The sequence below is a fragment of the Actinoallomurus sp. NPDC050550 genome, assembly GCF_040655075.1.
Taxonomy (GTDB): Bacteria; Actinomycetota; Actinomycetes; order Streptosporangiales; family Streptosporangiaceae; genus Actinoallomurus.
The window spans coordinates 1-16023 of the sequence record NZ_JBFAJC010000061.1; the positions used below are offsets into that span (position 1 = coordinate 1).

The following is a 16023-nucleotide window of genomic DNA, read 5'->3' on the forward strand; positions in this document are numbered from 1 at the left end:
TCGATCTCACGGAACGCGGGCCAGTTGGCCTCGCAGAAGTACAGCTCCGAGTAGGCACTCTGCCAGAGCAGGAAGTTCGACATCCGCTGTTCGCCACTGGTGCGGATGATGAGGTCCGGGTCCGGCTGGCCCGCCGTGTAGAGGTGCCGGGCGATGTCGTCCACCGTCAGGGCCTGTGCCACGTCGGCCAGGGATTCTCCGGCCTCGCCTCGCTCGTGCAGATGATCACGCAGGGCGTCGATCACCTCCTGCCGACCGCCGTAACCGACGGCCAGCGTGACGTGTGCGCCGGTCGCGCAGTCACGGGTGGCCTCCACGGCGTCCTTCAGGGCACGGGCCGTCGTATCGGGCAACGTGTCGAGCATTCCCGCGACGTGGACCCGCCAGCGGGCGTCCGGGCGGGCGAGCCGGTCGGCCACCATCTGTTCGATGACCTGCATGAGGAAGGCGACCTCGGCGTCACCGCGGTTCTGCAGGTTCTCCGTGGAGCACAGGAACACGGTGGCGTGCTTGATCCCCACGGCCTCGCACCAGGACAGGACGTTCTCGGCGTGCTCGGCGCCGTACTTGTGCCCGAGGCTCGGGTTCTCCAGGCCCATCTGCCGAGCCCAGCGGCGGTTGCCGTCCATGATCAGCCCGACGTGCTCGGGGAGCGGGCCGTTCGTGACCTGCCGCCGCAGGCGGCGGGCGTAGAGCGTGTGAAGAAGGGTGGACATCGTCACCTCCGTTGCGAGATCCCACCGTACTACGCATTGCGTACTACGCGGCGTGTACTATGCCCGGCATGAGCGAACGGCATCCTGCAACGCGCGAACGCCCGAGATGGCGGAGGCTCGTACGGCGAGTCGTGACGGTGACACTGGCGACCCTGTCCGCTGTGGTGCTCGCCGCCGGGGGGTACGTCGGCTATGCCGCGATCCGGCACACGCGGCCGATCACGCTGCCCGCTCCGACCGGCCCGTACCCGGTGGGCCGCACGACGTTCGACTGGACCGACCCGACGCGCACCGACCCGCTGGCCCCGCGTGCCGGCACCCCGCGCGAGCTGTCAGTTTGGCTCTGGTACCCGGCCGCGCCATCGGGTGGGCGACGCGCGGCGTACCTGCCCGGCGCGTGGAACGGCCTGCACTTCGGGAGCCTGCCCGGGCTGGGCGAGACGAGGTTCGGCGCCGTCCGGGTGCACGCGTACGACGACGCGCCGGTGGCGGCCGGCCGGTTCCCGGTCGTCGTCCTGCTGCCCGGGCTGGGATTGGCCGCGCCGCAGTACACCGCGCTGGCCGAGGACCTGGCGAGCCACGGCTACCTCGTCGCCGGCGTCACCCCGACGTACACCGCGGACCTCACCGTGCTGCACGGCCGTGCCGTGCACAGCACGACGGCAGGGAACCCACCGACGCTCAAGGCCGCGAACCTCCACATCGGCGCCGCCGCTCAGGCCGGTGACCGGCTCGTCGCGATCTGGGCCGCCGACGCGCGCTTCGCCGCGGGACGGGTCGCCGCGCTGGGGCAGCGGTTCGCGGGGCACGTCGACGCGGCGCACCCGGCGTACATCGGTCACTCCTTCGGCGGTGTGGCATCGCTGGAGGCCTGTCGTCTCGACGCGCACTGCGCGGGCGCCGTGGACCTGGACGGCACCCAGTTCGGCCCGGTCGTACGCGCGGGCCTCGACCGGCCGATGATGATCGTGGCCAGTGCGGGGTCCTGCGTGACCGGCGCGTGCCGGGCCGCCGACGCCGTGAGCCGCGCCGACGTCGCCACCGCACGTACGATGCTGGCCGCGAGCACCGGAACGACCTGGTGCTACGAACTGGCGGAAAGCCACCATTTCAACTTCAGCGACTACGCGTCCTACTACCTGGCCGCGCCCCTGCGCCACCTTCTCGCGCTGGGTTCCATCGACGGCGGCCTGGGGTTGCGGGTCACCGGCGTATACCTGGCCGCGTTCCTCGACCACGCCGTACGGTCGCGACCCGAACCTCTTCTCAGCGGAGCGTCGACACCGTATTCACGGATGCGCGCCGTCCACTGCAAGAATTGACGATTCACCTACGAACAAATCAGTGCCGGGCCACCGGTCGAATCGGTGGCCCGGCTCTCTCTTGAGAATTCTCACTCAGCGTAGGCGTCAACCCCGGCTCTCTTCGCCAGAGCTCTGGCTCGTGCCGGTGCTCTGCTCCATGCCGGCCGTCCCCTGAGCCGAACCCTGCTCCATGCCAGCCGAACCCTCGGCCGAACCCTGCTCCATGCCAGCCGAACCCTCGGCCGAACCCTGCTCCGTGCCGGGCGCCTGCTCGGATGAGCTCTGCTCCGTACCCGAGCTCTGGCGCTGGAGTGAACCCTGTTCCATACCCCGCTCCCGCGTGGGTGAACTCTGCCCGGCGCCTGCGGCATACTGCGGCACGACCACCACTGTTGTTGGCGGCTGTTGCGGGTAGACCCTCGGCTGTAGCGCCGGCGAGATATTAGGGTTAATCGCCGGCGAGATATTGGGATTTATCGTCGGCGAAATGTTCGGGTTGATCAGTGGCGAGATATTAGGGTTGATCACCGGCGAAATGTTTGGGTTGATCACTGGTGAAATATTAGGGTTGATCGCCGGTGAGATATTTGGATTGATCATCGGCGAAATGTAAGGCGGATACAAGGGCACCGTGGTCGGTGTGTACACCGTCGTTGGCGTGTAGACGGTCGTAGGCGTATAGGTCGTCGGCGTATAAGGAGGCGGGTACTGCTGGGCGAACACCGGTGATGCGGCGATCAGCGAAGCAGCCGACGCGGCGGTCACCAGGCCACAAGCAGCGATTGCCCTTCTCAACATGTTAGATCACCCTCTTACCTGAACCTAGGTAACTATTACTACTTCCACCCTTTACCATCCGACTTCAGGGTGGCCACAAGTTCAGTATGTCCCGATAAGCGGCACCATCGACCATAAAAGTGTAATAACAGCGCAAATCCGACCTTCATTGCGACAGCGCTATCGAGTGTGATTTCGAGCCGTAGCGGACGGCACGGAAATTACCACCCCGAGATCCGCGTCGTATTACGGTGCCGGGCCACCGATCGAATCGGTGACCCGGCCGAGCCCTTCGCGGCGTCGGAGATCGCGCGGGTACCGCGATCAGTAGCCGCCCTGGCCCGTCGTACCGCTCTCCGAGGAGTACGCGGGCGCGTTCTCCTCCGAACCGGTCGCCGAAGAACCTTCCTCCGAACCGGCCTGCTGCTGGCTGGTCTCCTCCCGCGAGCCGGCCGGCAAGACCTGCCCCGAGGACTGCGCCGAGGACGGCGATGACGACTGCGACATCGGCTGTGACTGCGCCTCTGAGCGAGCCTGGGATTGCGCCTCTGACCGCGATGCCGACCGTTCGTACGGCGCCTGGAGGATGATCGTCGTACCCGACAACTGCGGGTACAGTGGGTATCCCGTCGTCACGGTCGGCGGGTACAGCGGGTATCCCGTCGTCACGGTCGGCGGGTACAGCGGATACCCCGTCGTCACGGTCGGCGGGTACAGCGGGTATCCCGTCGTCACGGTCGGCGGGTACAGCGGATACCCCGTCGTCACGGTCGGCGGGTACGCCGGTGCCGTCGCCACGACGGGCGTGTACGTCGTGATGCCGGGCACGAACGAGACGCCGCCAGGAGTCAACGACGTCGGATAGTAGCCGACCGGCGGATACTGCTGGGCTGACGCGGACGACGCCATGCCCAGAGAACCCGCGGCGGCTGCGGCTACCAGCCCACACACGGCAATCGCCTTTCTCAGCACGTTAAGTCACCTTCTTACCTTGAGATGCGCAATTATTGCCCCTTACGCCCTTTTAAGATCACATTTCAGGGCGTCACGTAGCCAGTATCACCCGCCAATCGGCCTAAAACCCCAGAAGATCGTAATATGGCCGCCAACATCGATATTGGTATCGAGCGGAATTTCGATGCCCGCGCGCGCCTCGCCCGAGCGGTCGACGGCGGGACCGGCAGGCGATTGGATGGTCGGATGACGTCCATCACGCTGGTTCAGGGGGACATCACCGAGCAGCAGGTCGACGCGATCGTCAACGCCGCGAACTCCTCGCTTCTCGGCGGGGGCGGCGTGGACGGCGCGATCCACCGCCGCGGCGGGCCGGAGATCCTCGCGGCCTGCCGCGAGCTTCGGGCGTCCCAGTACGGCAAGGGCCTGCCGACGGGGCAGGCGGTGGCCACGACGGCGGGGCGGCTGCCCGCGCGCTGGGTGATCCACACGGTCGGCCCGGTGTACTCCCGATCCGAGGACCGGTCCGAGCTGCTCGCCTCGTGCTATCGAGAGTCGCTGCGGGTCGCCGACGAGTTCGGCGCCGCGACGGTCGCCTTCCCTGCCGTGTCCGCCGGGATCTATGGCTGGCCGCTGGACGATGCTGCCCGCGTCGCGATCGGCACCGTACGGGCGACACCGAGCCGGGTGGAGGAGGCGCGGTTCGTGCTGTTCACCGCTGACGTCCACGAGGCATTCGCGCGGGCGCTGGCCGAGTAAGGGATGTCAGACCGTGTAGGGCCGGGCGGTGCGGGCGTCGCGCAGGGCACGGGCCCACCAGACGATCTGGTCGAGCAGGGGCCTGACGGCGGTGTTGCAGGAGGCGGTGGTCTTCGGCCAGGTGCCGTCCGCGGCGAACAGGTCCCAGTAGCACGGGAGGCTGATCGCCGTCGCGATCGGCACCGCGTGCAGCTCGGTGAAGATCTGCCGCAGCCGGGCCACGGCGTGCAGACCGCCGGACTCCCGGCCGTACGCGACGAACGCCACCGGCTTGGCGTGCCACTCCTCGTACAGCCAGTCGATGGCGGTCTTGAGCGGGGCGGGGAAGCTCTGGTTGTACTCCGGCGTGACGACGACGAACGCGTCGGCCGCGGCCATGCGCACGCCGAACTCCACCACCCGCGGCGGTGCCGCCTCGTCGTGGTCGCGAAGAGTCGAGGGCAGGCGGATCTCGGCCAGGTCGACGAGATCCACCTCGAGATCTCCGCGGCGGCGGGCACGGGCGGTGAACCACTCGGCCACCGTGGGCCCGAACCGGCCGTTGCGGGTGCTCGCGATGATGACGGCCAGTCGCATCATGTCGGCCCTCCCGTCGTTCTCGGTGTGGTCTCACCATGCGGGAGGGCGTTTACGGCTTCTTTACGGTGCGCGGAGAGGATCGTCCGTGGCGGCGTTCACGCGGCCGGGGGCGAGTTCGAACGGCGGCGTGTGCTCCCGCAGCGCGGCCTGCTCATCCGGGCCTTCGACGGCGCCCGGACGAGGCTCCGGCACCGGAGTGGGCTCCTTCTTCGCAGTCGGCCGGCCGTGCCCTCGGTCGGCTTCCTCGGTCTGGCCTCCGAACGCCGCGCTCACCGCCCGCAGCGCGGACGTCATCTCGCCGGGAATGACCCAGAAGGTGTTGCCCTCGCCGGCGGCGAGTTTCGGCAGTGTCTGCAGATACTGGTAGGCGAGCAGCTTCGGGTCTGGATCGTTCTCGTGGATCGAGGTGAAGACCTGCTCGATGGCCTTGGCCTCGCCCTCGGCCTTGAGGATCGCGGCCTGCCGCGCGCCTTCCGCCTGCAGGATCGCGCCCTGCTTCTCCCCTTCGGCCGTCAGGATCCGAGACTGGCGTACGCCTTCGGCCTGCAGGATGGTGGCGCGCTTCTCCCGCTCCGCCCGCATCTGCTTCTCCATCGCGTCCTTGATGGACTGCGGCGGCTCGATCGCCTTGATCTCCACGCGCGTCACGCGGATGCCCCACTTGCCGGAGGCGTCGTCCAGCACGCCGCGCAACGCCGTGTTGATCCGGTCGCGGGACGACAGCGTCGCCTCCAGGTCCAGCGTGCCGATGACGTTCCGCAGCTGCGTCGCGGTCAGCTGCTCGATCGCCTTGATGTAGTCGACGATCTCGTAGTCGGCCGCCCGCGGATCGGTGACCTGGAAGAACAGCACCGTGTCGATGTGCACGACGACGTTGTCCTCGGTGATGACCGGCTGCCCCTGGAACGCCACCACCTGCTCGCGCAGGTCGATCAGCGGCTTGACCCGGTCGACGAACGGCACGATGACGTTCAGGCCCGGTTGCAGGGTCTTGCGGTAGCGCCCGAAGCGCTCGACATTCCGCGCGCGGGCCTGGGGCACGATCCAGACGGTCCGCACCACCACGGTCGCCACCAAGAGCAGTCCGATGACCAGCGCGATGATTACCGCTAGGGCGAGGTCGGCCATGGGTCCTCCCGGGGATGAACGAGGGCGGTGACGCCTTCGATGGCGAGGACGTCGACGGCCGCCCCCTCAGGAATGACGACTCCGGGGTCGTACGGGCGCGCGCTCCACTCCTCACCGCCGATGCGCACCCGGCCCTTGTAGCGGGAGACCTCGGTGAGGGCCAGCGCCTCACGGCCGACGAGCGCCGCGGTGCCGCTGCGGAGCAGCGGTGGCTGCCGGATGTGCCGCACGGCGATCGGGCGTACGGCGGCCAGCCCGGCGGCCGAGGTCGCGCCGAACGCGAGCACCTGGACCACCACGGGAAGCCCGGCCGACGCGGTCACCGCGGCGACGAGCGCGCCGATCGCCATCAGGCCGAGCGCGAACGTCAGCGTGGTCACCTCGGCGATTCCGAGAACTGCGGCCACGACCAGCCAGACCACCCACGCCGGCATCGGGACTCCTTCAAGGACGCACGGCCCTGAATCCACGGTAACTCCGCACGCGCCGATTGCCGCCGCCCGAACGCGCGATACTTCGAGGAATCGCGCCGTGCCCGCCGACGTGCTGGGAAAAATCGTTACGGGTAGGACCCCGAGTGCTGGGGACGTAAGCACGGCAGACTAGTGTCCGAAAAGCGAAGCCAGCCGAGGAGGTGCGGTGAACCATCAACGGGTGAGCAGGATCTCCCGGTCGCTGGTGCGGCCCCGTCCCTTGAAGGTCGCCGAGGACCTCGAACACGCCAACGCCCTCGACGGGTCCGCCCGGTTCATCACCAAGGTCGTACGGCGGTTGCTGCCCCCAGGCCCCGTCAAGGACCTGCTGCACGGAGTCCCGGTGGGCCATCCCGCCCATCCACCGTTGACCGACATTCCGATCGGCTGTTTCATGTCGGTCGCCGTACTCGACCTGCTCCCGGGGACCGATCGGGCGGCCGAGGTGCTCGTGGCGACCGGGTTGGCGGCCTCGGTGCCGACCGCGCTCACGGGGATCGCGGACTGGTCGGCCCTGCACAGTGAGCAGCAGCGCGTCGGCCTCGTCCACGCGGTCGGCAACATCACCGCGGGAACGTTCTACACCGCCTCGCTCATCGCCCGCAGGCGCGGCTATTTCGGCACCGGCAAGGCCCTGTCCTTCGCCGGCCTGACCGCGCTGGTCGCCGGCGCGTACCTCGGCGGGCACCTGGCGTTCCGGCAGTCGGCCGGGCCGAGCCACGCCGAGTCGATCACGCACCTCGGTCCACTGGGCTGGCACGACCTGTGCCCGGTGGAGGAGCTGCCCGACGGCTGGCCCGTCCACCGGAACCTCGGCTACATCAGCCTGTTCGTCCTGCGCGAGAACGATGAGGTCTACGTCCTCGCCGACCGCTGCTCCCACCTCGACGGGCCGCTGCACCAGGGGCGCATGGTCGAGATCGACGAGGAGACCTGCGTCGTCTGCCCCTGGCACGGCAGCACGTTCCGGGTCAGCGACGGCACCGTCGTCCACGGCCCCGCCACCGGCCGTCAGCCCGCCTTCGAGACGCGGGTCGGCGACAACGGCATGATCCAGGTACGCCCCGCCCGCTAGGAATGGTGGTTACTCTTCGTCCTCGGCTTCGGCCCGCGAGTCTCCTCGATCGTTCACCGGGTGCTCGACCAGCGCGAGAATGCGACTCGCCATGAATCGAGCGGTCCGTACGGGCGTGCCGGTGCGGGTGACCTCGACGACCTCGACGACACCCCGGCGCGTGACGACCTCGACCCGGCGACCCGCACGCGTCGCCACGACCTCGTAGGTGCGGGTCGCCCCTCCGGCATCGATCACGATCTCAACCCGGTCACCCTTCACACCACACCTCTTTCGAACGCATATTCGATTGATACCCGCCGCCCCGGCCTCCCAACCGAACCGACACCAAGCTGTCACCAAATATCCGAGCACGGTCGGCTCGCCGGAAGCCCCGCCAAGAGCCCGAATTGTGGCTGGCGGACGCGCTCGCCGGGGCCCGCGGCGCAGGCGGTGATCGGCGACGCCGAGTGCAGCCGATCATCGAGCCGACGAAGAATGTCGGCCAGGCGTCCTGAAACACGAAACCCGACCGCTGACCGTCCGGACAGGAGTCGGGCTCACTTCCCCGGGCCAGTGCTCGAGGCTAAGACCATTGCGTATCAGACGCCGACAGTAATCATCCGGTCACGCCGATCGGGGGGCTCCGCCGTTCAGGCGCGGGGGGCGACGGCGCGGGCGTGCCAGCGGCCGTCCTGACGCTCCACGGTCAGGGGCAGGCCGAAGCACTCGGACAGCAGCTCGTCGGTGAACACTTCGTCGACCTTGCCCGTGGCGACCACCGAGCCACGACGCAGCAGCATCGCGTGGGTGAACCCTTCGGGCACCTCCTCGACGTGGTGGGTGACAAGGCCCATCGTCGGCGCGAGACGGTCGGTGGCCAGGGCCGTGAGGCGGGCGACGAGATCCTCGCGACCGCCGAGATCCAGGCCGGCGGCCGGTTCGTCCAGAAGGAGCAGCTCCGGGTCGGGCATCAGGGCGCGGGCGATCGACACCCGCTTGCGCTCACCTTCCGACAGGGTGGAGAACCGGCGGCGGATCAGGTGCGCGCAGCCGAGCGCGTCGAGGAGCTCGACGGCGCGCGTGACGTCCGTCGAGTCGTACTCCTCTTTCCACCGGCCGATGATGGCGTACGACGCCGTCAGGACGATGTCGATGACCTTCTCGTCGGCGGGGATCTTGTCGGCGACAGCCGCGCTGGACAGGCCGATGCGAGGCCGGAGCTCGAAGACGTCGGTCTTGCCGAGGGTCTCGCCCAGGAGTTCGACACTGCCCTCGGTGGGGAACAGCATGGCGGCCGCGACCTGCAGCAGCGTCGTCTTGCCGGCACCGTTCGGGCCGACGATGACCCATCGCTCGTCTTCTGCGACCGTCCAGTCGACGTCGCGCAGCAGCGACGCGCCTTCGCGCCGGACCTCGACGCCCTTGAGACGGAGTACCTCGCCGGCCATCGCATCCTTCCCCTAGCGCGCGGAGCGTCCGGCGGGATGCCGCCAGGCGCTCTCCGGGTCTCGGAACGAACCTACGGCATTATGGACGGCTTATGGTGGTCGGCATGCGCCTCACTCACCCTTCCACCGGGCTTGTCGCCTGGGGCAACGCCTGGCTGACCGGCCACGTGGGGCTCGACGAGGCCGCCGACGCCGTTGAGCGCCAGGGCGGTCCGCACGTGGTCGTCGGCGTTCCCGGGGAGAACGGCGAGCTTCCGTTGCGGCGGGGCCTCGGTGCGTTCCGCGTGGCGGGGCTCGCCGCGCTGCGCCTCGCGCTGCCCGCCCCGGGCGACCCGCTCGGGCTGACCGGTCCGCCGGACTTCAACGCGGCGGCCATCGACACGGGAGAGGCCGTGCTCGCCGCGGTCGGCGAGCGGTCGCTCGGGTTGATCCCGGCGGAGGACCGCCGGGGTTCGTCGTACGTCGGCACGCGCTGGGAGGTACACGAGACGCGCCACGGCACCCCGGACACGCCGTCGCTGCCGGAGGCCGATCATCAGCTGACGATGGCCGTCCGGGATGCCACCGAGGCGCTGCTGTCCGTGGACGGCGGCCAGGAGTGGCGACCGGAGATCGCCGAGGCGCTCAGCGCCCTGCGCGAGTCGCACCGCCACGAGCAGGTCGGCGGCCTGGCGCCGGGGTACGCCGCACGCGCGCACCGGGTCGCGGCGCTCGCGAGCCGACTGGCGGTGGTGGTGGACCTGGCACGTTCCACCGAGAGCGCTGGGCTGTCCGCCGCGCACGTTCAGCGCCGCGCCGAGGCGCTGCGCACGCTCGACCGCGCGGTGCGGCGGGCCCGGGTCGCCGCCTGCAACAGCGTCCTGGACCCCGTCGGCTGACTCCAGGCCCGCCCGGCTCGGCCGACTCCGAACAGTGCGGCGGCACGCACGGGCGCCTGCGACGCCCCGAACCCGGACTCCGCGCCCGCCGAGTCGGCCGACGCCGAGCGGTACGGCATACAAGGCCTGCGACGGCGGCCTGAGCTCCGTCCGCTGATCCCACGGCGCCGCCCGTACGCGAAACGCCCCGGCGATCGCTTTCGCGGTCGCCGAGGCGTCTGTCGTGTGGCCTCTGGTATCAGGCCTGGACGACGATGGTGGTGCAGACCTTGTCGGCGAACGTCTGGCCCTTGTCGTCCCACAGCGGCCAGAGGAAGCCGATGTAGCAGGCGAGGCCGTCGAGGAAGTGCGCCAGCTTGCGCACGAACGCCATGCCGAAGCCGATGGGCTGACCCGTGCTCTCGCTGATGAGCTTGATGCCGACGACCTTCTTGCCGGGCGTCTGACCGGTCGTGCCCTCCTGGTAGCACAGCCACAGGCTGAGGCCGAAGCCGATCAGCAGCCCCAGGAAGATGAGCGCGGCGCCGCCGCCTCCGCCGATCGCCCCGCCGATGCCGTAGAAGAGGCCGTAGGGCACGCCGATGATCAGACCGTCGACGATGTACCCGCCGACCCGCGAGAACCAACTGGCGTACTGGCCCTGGTTGTAGCCGGTGCCGTAGCCCTGCTGCGGGTACTGCTGGCCGTACGCGGCGGGCTGCTGGCCGTACCCCTGCTGCTGCCCGTAGTCCTGCTGGCCGTAACCCGGCTGCTGCTGACCATATCCGGGCTGCTGCTGCCCGTACCCGGGCTGCTGCTGCTGGCCATAGCCCGGCTGCTGCTGACCATATCCGGGCTGCTGCTGCCCGTACCCGGGCTGCTGCTGCTGGCCGTAACCCGGCTGCTGCTGACCATAGCCCGGCTGCTGCTGGCCATAGCCCGGCTGCTGCTGGCCGTAACCCGGCTGCTGCTGGCCGTACCCGGGCTGCTGCTGACCCTGGCCGTACGGGTCGTAGGGGGTGCTCACGCTGTTACTCCTTCATCGAATGACGCCCGTCTGCCAAGCCGGGCCCGCGATCGCCGTGACGAGATATGAAGTTCACCACTGCAGGAGCCCGAACCGGGCAAGCTGCCATAGCCAGGACAGGGCCACCACGACGCCGAGCACCCATGCGCGGGTACGTGGTGAGATCGCCCACCATCGGCGCCCGAACCCCAGCGGCGCCGTTGCCACACCGATCGCCCCCGCGAGGGCGAAGGGGTTCGCGAGGGCGGCCCTGGCCGGATGGGCGGCCCCCAGCTCCATGAAGACGGTCGTTCCGCCACACAGAGGACAGGGGACTCCGGTAAGAGCCCGAAGCGGACACAGTATGCCGGGATCGTGGGCACGATGCACAAACGCCGCCAGAACCGCGGCGACGGCCATGCCGCCCACGCGAATCGCCACGCCCCGTACACCGTCGCCTGCGGCGGAGGTGAGACGGCCGACCATCCGCGCCGGCACGGTCGGCGCACCAGGGGTGACCCTCGTCCCCCGTGCGACATCCAAAGTCGCCCCTCCAACCCGGTGCCGTTATACGCCCTGTGGACCCTATATCGCAGTAAGGCGGGCAACGGTCAAGTCAAAGAGCCCTCAGAGCTCAGAACGTGACCGCACAGAGACATTGGCGACCAGGTCGGCGTCAGCGCTGGGCGGCGCCCACGACGACCGGGGGCCGTGCCTCGACGCCCTCCGTGATGACGTCCACCACGATGACAGTGATGTTGTCCGGTCCGCCACCCTGATTGGCCAGATCGATGAGCGTTTGAACGGCGCCCTCCGGATCCTGCTGGGTGGTCAGGACCTGATGGATCGTCTCGGCGTCCACCGGACCGCTCAACCCGTCGGAGCACAACAGGTAGCGGTCACCCGGCAGGGCCTCACGCAGCGACAGGTCCGGCTTGCGGTCCGGTTTGCCGTCGAGGACCCGGACGAGACGGTTCGCCAGGTGCGGCGCTGCCCCGTCCTCGCCGGTGAGCATCTTCTCCAGCGTGTGGTCCTCGGTGATCTGGTAGAGGATGCTCTCGCGCAGCATGTACGCGCGGGAGTCCCCGATGTGCGCGAGGGCCAGGTGCGTGCCCGCCCAGAGCATGGCCGTGCAGGTCGTGCCCATCGACAGCAGGGCCGGTTCCTGTTCGACGCGCTGGGCGATCGCCTGGTTGGCGGCCAGGACGGCTCGTTCGAGGGTCTCCACCAGGGTGTCCTGGGGGACCTCGGCATCGATCGGCGCGAGGGTCTGGACGGTGAGGGAGCTTGCGATCTCCCCGCCGACGTGGCCCCCCATACCGTCGGCGACTGCGAGCAGCCATGGGCCCGCATACGCCGAATCTTCGTTGTTCTCGCGGACACGACCGACATTCGATCCCGCGACGTAGCGAATGGCGACTCTCATGTGAATTCCGATGACGTCCTCGGCGATGCGGTTCACTCAGCCGACTACTGAGGTTCATCAAGATATTCGACCGGCGCGTCTTACGCCTCCTCGATCTCACGCGAATACTCGCGAGTCACTGATCGGCGAGGCCGTGACGCACGGCGTACAGGGCCGCTTGGGTGCGATCCTGCAGCCCCAGCTTCAGCAGGATGTTGGACACATGCGTCTTGACGGTCTTCTCGGAGACGACGAGCGCACGGGCGATCTCGCGGTTCGACCGGCCCTGGGCGATCTGGACGAGGACCTCGCGTTCGCGTTCGGTCAGCACCCCGGAACCCGGGTCGACCGGCGCGGGCGCGAGCATCGCCTCCGTCGCCTCCGGCGCGAACAGCATGTGCCCATCATGCACGGCGCGGATCGCCTGCACGAGGGCCTGCGGGTCGACGTCCTTGTAGAGATATCCGGACGCGCCGGCGCGAACGACCGGCAGGACCTGTTCCCGCTCTCCCACGCTCGTCAGGACGATGACGCGGGCGTCGACGCCCCGCCCACGAAGCTCCCGCAGCGCGGTCAGGCCGTCGACGCCCGGCATCTTGAGGTCGAGGAGGATCACGTCGGGCCGCAGCGCCTCGGCGCGTGAGACGGCCTCCGCGCCGTCGGCCGCCTCGCCCACGACCTCGACGTCCTCCTGCACGCCGAGGTACGTCCGCAGGCCCTGACGAACGACCGGATGGTCGTCGGCGATCAGCACTCGGATCACGCGCGCACCTCCAGGAGTACGGCCGGACGGCCACCGGCGATCAACACCCCGATCACGCGGGCACCCCCAGGCGTACGACCGGACAGCCACCGGCGATCAACACCCCGGTCACGGCGAACCCCGGTCACGCCGGCACTTCGAGGCGTACGACGGTGCCGGCGGCGGAGGATTCGATGGTCAGGGTCCCGCCCACCGACTCGGCGCGGTCGCGCATGGAGGCGAGTCCGAGACCGTCGCGGGAGTCGGCCCCGACGTCGAATCCGGCGCCGTCGTCGTGGACCTCCAGCACGCCGGGTGTGAGCCGCACCGTCACCTCCGAGGGATCTCCGTGGCGGAGGGCGTTGTACACCGCCTCCTGGGCGACGCGGTAGACGACCGCCTCGATGTCGGGGGGCAGTGCGACGTCCTCGCCCTCGAACCGTACGCGAGGCCGCCGTCCGCGCCCGGCGCCCCAGGCGCGGTCGAGGACGCGGACGTGCTTGCGCAGCGACTCGGCGAGCCCGTCGCCCGCCAGCTCGGCCGGGCGGAGCTCGAAGATGACCTCGCGCAGCTCGGCCAGGGCCTCTTTGGCGAGGGCCTGGACGCGTTCGAGCTCGGCCCGGGGGTCCGGTGCGGACAGCGCGGCGGCGGCCGTCAGGCGGAGCGAGAAGAGCTTCTGCGCCACCGCGTCGTGCAGCTCCCGCGCCAGCCGGGCGCGTTCCTCGATGACCGTCAGCTCGCGGTTGCGCTCGTACAGCCGGGCGTTCGTCATCGCGATCGCCGCGTGCGCCGCGAACAGCGTGAGGACCTCCTCGTCGGCGACCGTGAAGCCACCCGGCGTGCGGCGGTTGGCGAGGAAGATGATGCCGAGGGTCTCGGTGCCGTCCTTGATCGGGACACCGAGGAAGTCCTTGAGGACCGGATGCGCCGTCGGCCAGCCCTCGAACGCCGGATCCCGGCGCACGTCGGCCAGCCGCTGTACCCGGTCGTCGCGGAGCATCAGAGCGAGCAGCCCGTGCTGCCGGGGCAGCGGGCCGATCCGCTTCCACTGCTCGTCCGAGACGCCTTCCACGACGAACTCGGCGAACGACCCCTCGTCGTCCGGCACTCCGAGGGCGGCGTAGCGGGCGTCGAGGAGCTGTGCGGCGGCCCGGACGATCACCTGCAGGACCTCGTGCACGGACAGGTGCCGCGTGACCGCGAGCACCGCCGTGCTGACGGCGTGCAGTGTGGCGTCCCGATCCGTTTCCACGGCTCCGACCGTACCGCCGCCGGGGCCCCGCCCATCCGGTCGGAAAACCCGGCGGCGGCGGTCAGCCGCCGTTCTGCAGCCGGACGGCGGTGCCGATGACTCCCAGGATCAGCGCGACGATGCCGCCGATCCAGGCCACTCTGGCGATGGTGTCCGGCCGCCCCTGGGCGCGGAACTGGTTCTGGGCGACGATCCCGAGCACGATCGCGGCGGGCGAGCAGCAGAACCAGCAGATGATGCCGATGATCGACAGCACCTGAGGAGTGCTGGACTGCGGCTGCGGGGCGGGTTGTCCGTATCCGCCGCCGTAGCCGGGGGGCGGTCCTTGGGGCGGCCCCTGGGGCGGGTAGCCGCCGTAACCGGGGGGCTGGTCCTGAGGCGGGTATCCCACGATTCCTCCTGTCAGATGACGCCGAAGCGGGCGAGTTGCCAAACTTCCGAAACGATCAGGACCGCGACGATAGTGACAACAGGTGCTATTTGTCGCGTTCTGTGCGACATCTCACGCCAGCGAGTCATCAATCGGGAACGCCGGGTGACCGGCACGAGAACGAACGCCACACACGTGGCGACCGCCAGCGGCGACGCGCCGAGGGCGCCCACGACGTCGGCGTGACCGAGGTGGACCGCCGCCGTGGTGAACCCGCACAGCGGGCACGGGACGCCCGTCGCCTGGCGCAGCAGGCACAGCGTCGGCGGGCGCGGAATCCGCAGCGCGGCGAGACCGACGACCCCCATGAGCAGCAGAATCACCCGTGTGGGCACGCCCCACGGCCGCCGGATCGCGTACTTCATATGTCGAGTGTGCCCGAGAGACCTACGACCATCCGCCCGGAGGGACCCGGTCCCGCGACCGATGTCGACCGCGGGTCCCCCTGCCTAACGTCGGAGGCATGAAGGCACTGATCACCGGAGCGTCCCGCGGGCTCGGCCTGGCCCTGGCCCGCTCGCTCGCCCAGGACGGCTGGACCCTGGTCCTCGACGCGCGGGGAGCACCCGACCTGGAGAAGATCGCCGCCGACCTGGACGCCACCGCCGTCGCCGGCGACATCGCCGACCCGGCCCACCGGGAGGCGCTCGTCCACGCGTCGGACGGGCTCGACCTCCTCGTCAACAACGCGAGCACCCTCGGCGCCACGCCGCTACCCCGGCTGGCCGCGTACCCGCTGCCCGAGCTGGAACGGGCGTTCGCCGTCAACGTGCTCGGGCCGCTGAGCCTCCTCCAGGGGCTGCTGCCGGCCCTCCGCGAACGCCGCGGCGCGATCGTCAACATCTCCTCGGACGCCGCCCGCGAGCCGTACGAGGGGTGGGGCGGGTACGGCGCGACCAAGGCCGCCCTCGACCAGCTCTCCAACGTGCTCGCCGCCGAGGAGCCCGACGTCGCCGTCTGGTCGGTCGACCCGGGCGAGATGCGCACGCGGATGCTGGCCGACGCCGGAGAGGACGCGGACGCCGCTCCCCTTCCGGAGGACGTGGCCGTCCCCGCGCTGCGCCGCCTGATCACCCGGCGGCCCGCAAGCGGCCGGTTCGCGGTGGGCGAGCTGTGAGCGAGCCGATGAGCACGAC

General features: G+C 69.7%; 21 protein-coding genes. 6 read left to right on the top strand and 15 right to left on the bottom strand.

The annotated features are described in order from the left end of the window. The coding region (uppS, locus tag AB0I04_RS46005) for a polyprenyl diphosphate synthase (RefSeq protein ID WP_360899928.1) at positions 1-716 on the bottom strand (716 nt) is incomplete at its 3' end. 68 nt (positions 717-784) lie between these two features. Here uppS and AB0I04_RS46010 point away from each other — a divergent pair. Then, positions 785-2038: a hypothetical protein gene (locus AB0I04_RS46010; RefSeq protein ID WP_360899931.1), complete on the top strand. Its 1254-nt coding sequence runs from the start codon at positions 785-787 to the stop codon at positions 2036-2038. A gap of 87 nt (positions 2039-2125) precedes the next feature. Here the strand turns inward: AB0I04_RS46010 and AB0I04_RS46015 are convergent, their stop codons facing one another. Then, positions 2126-2818 carry a hypothetical protein gene (locus AB0I04_RS46015; RefSeq protein WP_360899934.1) on the bottom strand — a complete coding sequence of 231 codons (693 nt, stop codon included), beginning with the start codon at positions 2816-2818 and terminating at the stop codon, positions 2126-2128. Positions 2819-3121: 303 nt separating this feature from the next. Next, positions 3122-3304: a hypothetical protein gene (locus AB0I04_RS46020; protein ID WP_360899937.1), complete on the bottom strand. Its 183-nt coding sequence runs from the start codon at positions 3302-3304 to the stop codon at positions 3122-3124. A 79-nt stretch (positions 3305-3383) separates the two neighbouring features. On the opposite strand from AB0I04_RS46020, the gene AB0I04_RS46025 reads away from it, so the two are divergent. Beyond that, positions 3384-3662 carry a hypothetical protein gene (locus AB0I04_RS46025; RefSeq protein WP_360899940.1) on the top strand — a complete coding sequence of 93 codons (279 nt, stop codon included), beginning with the start codon at positions 3384-3386 and terminating at the stop codon, positions 3660-3662. 335 nt (positions 3663-3997) lie between these two features. Then, positions 3998-4510, top strand: a complete 513-nt coding sequence (locus tag AB0I04_RS46030) for an O-acetyl-ADP-ribose deacetylase (protein ID WP_360899943.1) — start codon at positions 3998-4000, stop codon at positions 4508-4510. Between the two features lie 6 nt (positions 4511-4516). Here the strand turns inward: AB0I04_RS46030 and AB0I04_RS46035 are convergent, their stop codons facing one another. Genes AB0I04_RS46035 through AB0I04_RS46045 form a run of 3 tightly spaced genes read right to left on the bottom strand, consistent with a single transcriptional unit; the run spans position 4517 to position 6651 of the window. Then, positions 4517-5089, bottom strand: a complete 573-nt coding sequence (locus tag AB0I04_RS46035) for an NAD(P)H-dependent oxidoreductase (RefSeq protein ID WP_360899946.1) — start codon at positions 5087-5089, stop codon at positions 4517-4519. A 60-nt stretch (positions 5090-5149) separates the two neighbouring features. Then, complete coding sequence (locus AB0I04_RS46040; protein WP_360899949.1) at positions 5150-6217, bottom strand: SPFH domain-containing protein; 1068 nt, start codon at positions 6215-6217, stop codon at positions 5150-5152. Further along, complete coding sequence (locus AB0I04_RS46045) at positions 6199-6651, bottom strand: NfeD family protein (RefSeq protein WP_360899952.1); 453 nt, start codon at positions 6649-6651, stop codon at positions 6199-6201. Before AB0I04_RS46045 ends, AB0I04_RS46040 begins: the two co-directional genes overlap by 19 nt. Before the next feature lie 205 nt (positions 6652-6856). Between AB0I04_RS46045 and AB0I04_RS46050 the strand changes: the two genes are divergently transcribed. Continuing rightward, complete coding sequence (locus AB0I04_RS46050; RefSeq protein WP_360899955.1) at positions 6857-7765, top strand: Rieske 2Fe-2S domain-containing protein; 909 nt, start codon at positions 6857-6859, stop codon at positions 7763-7765. A gap of 9 nt (positions 7766-7774) precedes the next feature. Here AB0I04_RS46050 and AB0I04_RS46055 read toward each other — a convergent pair whose 3' ends face one another. Then, on the bottom strand, positions 7775-8026 hold the full coding sequence (locus AB0I04_RS46055) for a hypothetical protein (protein ID WP_360899957.1): 252 nt from the start codon (positions 8024-8026) through the stop codon (positions 7775-7777). A 371-nt stretch (positions 8027-8397) separates the two neighbouring features. After that, complete coding sequence (locus tag AB0I04_RS46060; protein WP_360899960.1) at positions 8398-9195, bottom strand: ABC transporter ATP-binding protein; 798 nt, start codon at positions 9193-9195, stop codon at positions 8398-8400. A 104-nt stretch (positions 9196-9299) separates the two neighbouring features. Between AB0I04_RS46060 and AB0I04_RS46065 the strand changes: the two genes are divergently transcribed. Then, the gene (locus tag AB0I04_RS46065) at positions 9300-10073 is read left to right on the top strand and encodes a hypothetical protein (RefSeq protein WP_360899963.1); all 774 of its coding nucleotides are present in this window, start codon (positions 9300-9302) and stop codon (positions 10071-10073) included. Between the two features lie 238 nt (positions 10074-10311). On the opposite strand, the gene AB0I04_RS46070 is transcribed toward AB0I04_RS46065, so the two are convergent. The 7 genes from AB0I04_RS46070 to AB0I04_RS46100 all read right to left on the bottom strand — a co-directional run bounded on the left by AB0I04_RS46070 (position 10312) and on the right by AB0I04_RS46100 (position 15252). Further along, a complete protein-coding gene (locus AB0I04_RS46070; RefSeq protein WP_360899967.1) occupies positions 10312-11079 on the bottom strand; it encodes an RDD family protein in 768 nt (255 codons plus the stop codon). Positions 11080-11151: 72 nt separating this feature from the next. Next, the gene (locus tag AB0I04_RS46075) at positions 11152-11544 is read right to left on the bottom strand and encodes a DUF2752 domain-containing protein (RefSeq protein WP_360900105.1); all 393 of its coding nucleotides are present in this window, start codon (positions 11542-11544) and stop codon (positions 11152-11154) included. A gap of 190 nt (positions 11545-11734) precedes the next feature. Next, the gene (locus AB0I04_RS46080; RefSeq protein WP_360899970.1) at positions 11735-12484 is read right to left on the bottom strand and encodes a protein phosphatase 2C domain-containing protein; all 750 of its coding nucleotides are present in this window, start codon (positions 12482-12484) and stop codon (positions 11735-11737) included. Between the two features lie 115 nt (positions 12485-12599). Beyond that, a complete protein-coding gene (locus tag AB0I04_RS46085) occupies positions 12600-13226 on the bottom strand; it encodes a response regulator transcription factor (RefSeq protein WP_360899973.1) in 627 nt (208 codons plus the stop codon). Between the two features lie 124 nt (positions 13227-13350). Next, entirely contained in the window at positions 13351-14457 is a 1107-nt protein-coding gene (locus tag AB0I04_RS46090; protein WP_360899976.1) for a GAF domain-containing sensor histidine kinase, read from the bottom strand. A 61-nt stretch (positions 14458-14518) separates the two neighbouring features. After that, positions 14519-14848, bottom strand: a complete 330-nt coding sequence (locus tag AB0I04_RS46095) for a DUF4190 domain-containing protein (RefSeq protein ID WP_360899979.1) — start codon at positions 14846-14848, stop codon at positions 14519-14521. An 11-nt stretch (positions 14849-14859) separates the two neighbouring features. Beyond that, positions 14860-15252 (bottom strand): DUF2752 domain-containing protein, encoded by a 393-nt coding sequence (locus AB0I04_RS46100; RefSeq protein WP_360899982.1) that lies wholly within the window; start codon positions 15250-15252, stop codon positions 14860-14862. Between the two features lie 98 nt (positions 15253-15350). On the opposite strand from AB0I04_RS46100, the gene AB0I04_RS46105 reads away from it, so the two are divergent. Continuing rightward, on the top strand, positions 15351-16004 hold the full coding sequence (locus tag AB0I04_RS46105) for an SDR family NAD(P)-dependent oxidoreductase (protein WP_360899985.1): 654 nt from the start codon (positions 15351-15353) through the stop codon (positions 16002-16004). The last annotated feature ends 19 nt before the right edge of the window (positions 16005-16023 follow it).

Coding starts and splice junctions, on each gene's coding strand:
- AB0I04_RS46010 (WP_360899931.1), top strand. CDS start 785: ATGAGCGAACGGCATCCTGCAACGCGCGAACGCCCGAGATGGCGGAGG.
- AB0I04_RS46015 (WP_360899934.1), bottom strand. CDS start 2,818: ATGTTGAGAAGGGCAATCGCTGCTTGTGGCCTGGTGACCGCCGCGTCG.
- AB0I04_RS46020 (WP_360899937.1), bottom strand. CDS start 3,304: ATGTCGCAGTCGTCATCGCCGTCCTCGGCGCAGTCCTCGGGGCAGGTC.
- AB0I04_RS46025 (WP_360899940.1), top strand. CDS start 3,384: ATGATCGTCGTACCCGACAACTGCGGGTACAGTGGGTATCCCGTCGTC.
- AB0I04_RS46030 (WP_360899943.1), top strand. CDS start 3,998: ATGACGTCCATCACGCTGGTTCAGGGGGACATCACCGAGCAGCAGGTC.
- AB0I04_RS46035 (WP_360899946.1), bottom strand. CDS start 5,089: ATGATGCGACTGGCCGTCATCATCGCGAGCACCCGCAACGGCCGGTTC.
- AB0I04_RS46040 (WP_360899949.1), bottom strand. CDS start 6,217: ATGGCCGACCTCGCCCTAGCGGTAATCATCGCGCTGGTCATCGGACTG.
- AB0I04_RS46045 (WP_360899952.1), bottom strand. CDS start 6,651: ATGCCGGCGTGGGTGGTCTGGCTGGTCGTGGCCGCAGTTCTCGGAATC.
- AB0I04_RS46060 (WP_360899960.1), bottom strand. CDS start 9,195: ATGGCCGGCGAGGTACTCCGTCTCAAGGGCGTCGAGGTCCGGCGCGAA.
- AB0I04_RS46065 (WP_360899963.1), top strand. CDS start 9,300: ATGCGCCTCACTCACCCTTCCACCGGGCTTGTCGCCTGGGGCAACGCC.
- AB0I04_RS46075 (WP_360900105.1), bottom strand. CDS start 11,544: ATGGTCGGCCGTCTCACCTCCGCCGCAGGCGACGGTGTACGGGGCGTG.
- AB0I04_RS46080 (WP_360899970.1), bottom strand. CDS start 12,484: ATGAGAGTCGCCATTCGCTACGTCGCGGGATCGAATGTCGGTCGTGTC.
- AB0I04_RS46100 (WP_360899982.1), bottom strand. CDS start 15,252: ATGAAGTACGCGATCCGGCGGCCGTGGGGCGTGCCCACACGGGTGATT.
- AB0I04_RS46105 (WP_360899985.1), top strand. CDS start 15,351: ATGAAGGCACTGATCACCGGAGCGTCCCGCGGGCTCGGCCTGGCCCTG.